Genomic DNA, 3,317 nt, shown 5'->3' with positions numbered 1-3,317 from the left:
GGTTTTCCGCAAAATTTTCCTCCCCCCTAAAAACACCTTTTGGCGTCGTACGGTGGCACTTCAAATACTCGTGTCGCTGCGAACAAAAAAACGCCACTGCATGCAGTGGCGTTTCTCCGGGCTGTTTCATGCGGCTTACAGCTGCATCGACTTGATCTCATAAAACTCATGCATGCCGAAATCGCCCCATTCGCGACCGTTGCCCGATTGCTTGTAGCCGCCCAGCGGTGCGTCGTAGTTGAAATCGCCGCCGTTGACATACACGCCGCCGGTGCGCAACTGACGGGCAATGCGGATGCCTTCCTCGCGGGTGGCGGCCCATACGCCGCCCGATAGGCCGTAGACGCTATCGTTGGCGATGCTGATCGCTTCATCGAGGGTGTGGTAGGGAATCATGCAGATTACCGGCCCGAAGATTTCTTCCTGGGCGATGGTCATCTTGTTGTGTACATCGCGGAAGATGGTCGGACGCACATAGGCGCCTCGGCTGATGCCTTCCGGGTAGTCGAGTCCGCCGGTGAGCAGCTTGGCGCCTTCGTCCAGCCCTTTCTGGATATAGCCCAGCACCGTATCGCGCTGACCCATCGAGCTCATCGGGCCAACATAGGTATCCGCTGCCATCGGGTCGCCCACCTTCAGGCCTTCGGCCACCTGCTTGGCGATCGCTGCGGCTTCTTCATAGCGGCTGGCCGGCACCAGCATGCGGCTCAGGGCTATGCAGGTCTGGCCGCTGTTGATCATCACATCCTTCACGCCAAAGCTGACCGCCTGCTCCAGCGGTGCATCTTCGGTGATGATAAACGCCGACTTGCCGCCCAGCTCCAGGCACACCCGCTTCACCGAGTCGGCAGCCAGGCGCTGGATGCGGCGACCGGTGGCGGTGGAGCCGGTGAACGACACCATATCCGCTTCCGGGTGGGTGACCATCGCGTCGCCCAGTACGCCGCCACGACCGGTGACCAGATTGAATACGCCCTTGGGCAGGCCGATTTCGGCCACCGCCTCGGCAAAGATCAAATCTTGCAGCGGGGTGACCGAGGAGGGCTTGAGCACCATGGTGCAGCCGGTGGCCAAGGCTGGCGCCACCTTGCCGATCAGCTGGTACAGCGGGTAGTTCCACGGGGTGATAAAGGCGCACACGCCGACCGGCTCGCGCACCACCAGGGAATTGTTGACCTGCTTTTCCACTTCCATCTCGAATGCGCGCTCGGCGAACTTCTTGAAGGCGCTGACGCAGTTCACCTGGATGATCTTGGCGATTTCCAAGGGGCAGCCCATCGATTGCGAAATTGCCAGCGCCAGCGCATCGCGGCGCTTGTCGAGCGCGGCATGCAATTTGGTGATCCAGTCGGCACGCTCGGCGGCGCGGGTTGCAGACCAGGCCGGGAAGGCGGCGCGGGCGGCGGCGAAGGCGGCATTCACGTCGTCAAGGTCGGCATTGGCTACTTCGGCGAAGACCTCTTCAGTGGCCGGGTTGACGACGCTGGTAAAACCGCTGCCGTGCGGGGCAACCCATTCGCCGTTGATAAACAGTTTTTCGTAACGTTGCATGGCAGGGCCTCTTGAAAATGTACGTGGCTACTAAGTTGAAAACCCAAATCTTGAACCACAGAGGGCACAGAGAGCGCAGAGGTGGCACAGAGGAAACGCAGGCAGATCTGGCTGGGCTGGCGTGTGCATGCTTGGCGTGAGTGCTTTGCTTGTAGGAGCGGCTTTAGCCGCGAAGAAACTGCCTATCGCGGCTAAAGCCGCTCCTACAGGTGCAAGCCGGTGTGAGCCATCGCACCCGAGCAAGTCTCTGTGCCACCTCTGTGTTCTCTGTGCCCTCTGTGGTTCAAGATTTTTCTAAATACATCGGCGAATCAAAAACTCGGTGGGGAATGCGGGCTGACCAAGCTGGCGCTGACCAGCTCGGCTACCTCGCGGCCCAGGTTGCGAAAGCGGTGCGGCAAGGTGGAATCAAAGTAATAGCCTTCGCCGGGCTTGAGTACGCGGCTTTGTTCGGCCACCGTCAATTCGATCTCGCCCTTCACCACCACGCCGACTTCCTGGCCGGCATGCGACAGCATTTCGGCGCCAGTGTCGGCGCCGGCTTCATACACCTCGCGCAGCATGGTGATATGGCGGTTCTGCACGCCGTGGCCGATCAGGAACAGGTTGACGCCTTCGCCGCCGATATCGGGCATGGCGTCGGCGCCAAAAAACGGGGAAGGGCGCTCCGGCTCTTCGATATCAAAGGTAAAGAATTCGGCCAGGCTCATCGGCACGCCATCCAGCACTTTTTTCAGCGATGAAATCGACGGGCTGACGCGGTTTTGTTCGATCAGCGAAATGGTGCTGTTGGTGACGCCGGCCCGCTTGGCCAGTTCGCGCTGCGACAAGGCATGCTTTTCGCGAACGATCTTCAAGCGGGTGCTGACTTCAATGGACATGGCATCTTCCTTGCGTGGGCGGGGTTTTGCATGTGGTGTCTAATATACTGAACGCCCTGTTGCGGGAAAATATACGCTGTTGCGCAGGCTGGCAAGCCTGTGGCGTGATGCCGTGCCGGTTTACAGTTCCCTGTTGCTCTGCTGTCAAACCGATTGGGCAGGCCTTGCCGCCGGAGTGGGCCCGAAGTGCAGCCATGATGGCTCGCTGGCGGGGCGTGCACCTGAATCCGTGGTGCCCGGTATGTCGGCATGGCTTGTTGTAAACCTGCCGAGTAATGCTAGCTTTGTGCGATGCACAAGCGATGAAGCTTGTCGCACCTTTGCGGGCAAGTGTTTAATATGTTTGACATTGCATCGGGCTGGCTTGTTGAAAATGTTTTACGCTGCGAGACCTGCCGTGCAAGCTGCAGCGAAGCATGACACCCGAAGCAAGCCCGGCGCACACAACAATCATGGAGACAGTCAAGATGCTGATCGGCGTACCCAAGGAAATCAAGAATCACGAATATCGCGTCGGCCTGACGCCAGCTGGTGTGAAAGAGCTCACCGGCCACGGCCATCAGGTGCTGGTGCAAGAGAATGCGGGTACGGCAATCGGTTTTCCCGATGCCCAATATGTGGCGGCCGGTGCGCAGATGGTGGCGGCAGCTGCCGAGATCTTCCAGCGCGCCGATATGATCATCAAGGTGAAGGAGCCGCAGCCGGTGGAATGCGCCATGCTGCGCCCGGGCCAGATTCTGTATACCTATCTGCACCTGGCGCCCGATCCTGATCAAACCGCTGCCTTGGTCAAATCGGGCTGTGTTGCCATTGCCTATGAGACGGTGACCGATGCGCGTGGCGGCTTGCCGCTGTTGGCGCCGATGTCGGAAGTGGCGGGCCGCA

At 59.8% G+C, this 3,317-nt stretch carries 2 protein-coding genes and 1 pseudogene; 1 reads left to right on the top strand and 2 read right to left on the bottom strand.

All coding sequences use genetic code 11. The features are described 5' to 3' along the window. Positions 1–135 precede the first annotated feature (135 nt). Positions 136–1,551 carry an aldehyde dehydrogenase family protein gene (locus tag ACE3OH_RS20970; RefSeq protein WP_374357781.1) on the bottom strand — a complete coding sequence of 472 codons (1,416 nt, stop codon included), beginning with the start codon at positions 1,549–1,551 and terminating at the stop codon, positions 136–138. A gap of 311 nt (positions 1,552–1,862) precedes the next feature. After that, a complete protein-coding gene (locus ACE3OH_RS20965) occupies positions 1,863–2,426 on the bottom strand; it encodes a cupin domain-containing protein (protein WP_374357783.1) in 564 nt (187 codons plus the stop codon). Between the two features lie 422 nt (positions 2,427–2,848). Here ACE3OH_RS20965 and ACE3OH_RS20960 point away from each other — a divergent pair. Further along, positions 2,849–3,317: pseudogene (locus ACE3OH_RS20960) on the top strand (hypothetical protein); the annotation flags it as partial.

This window comes from Chitinimonas sp. (assembly GCF_041904975.1).
Classification (GTDB): Bacteria; Pseudomonadota; Gammaproteobacteria; order Burkholderiales; family Chitinimonadaceae; genus Chitinimonas.
Note: the sequence above shows the minus strand (reverse complement) of the source record. Positions and strands in the feature narration are given on the sequence as shown.

What these genes read in the sequence shown, in the direction of transcription:
- ACE3OH_RS20970 (WP_374357781.1), bottom strand. Translation starts at nt 1,551, where the DNA reads ATGCAACGTTACGAAAAACTGTTTATCAACGGCGAATGGGTTGCCCCG.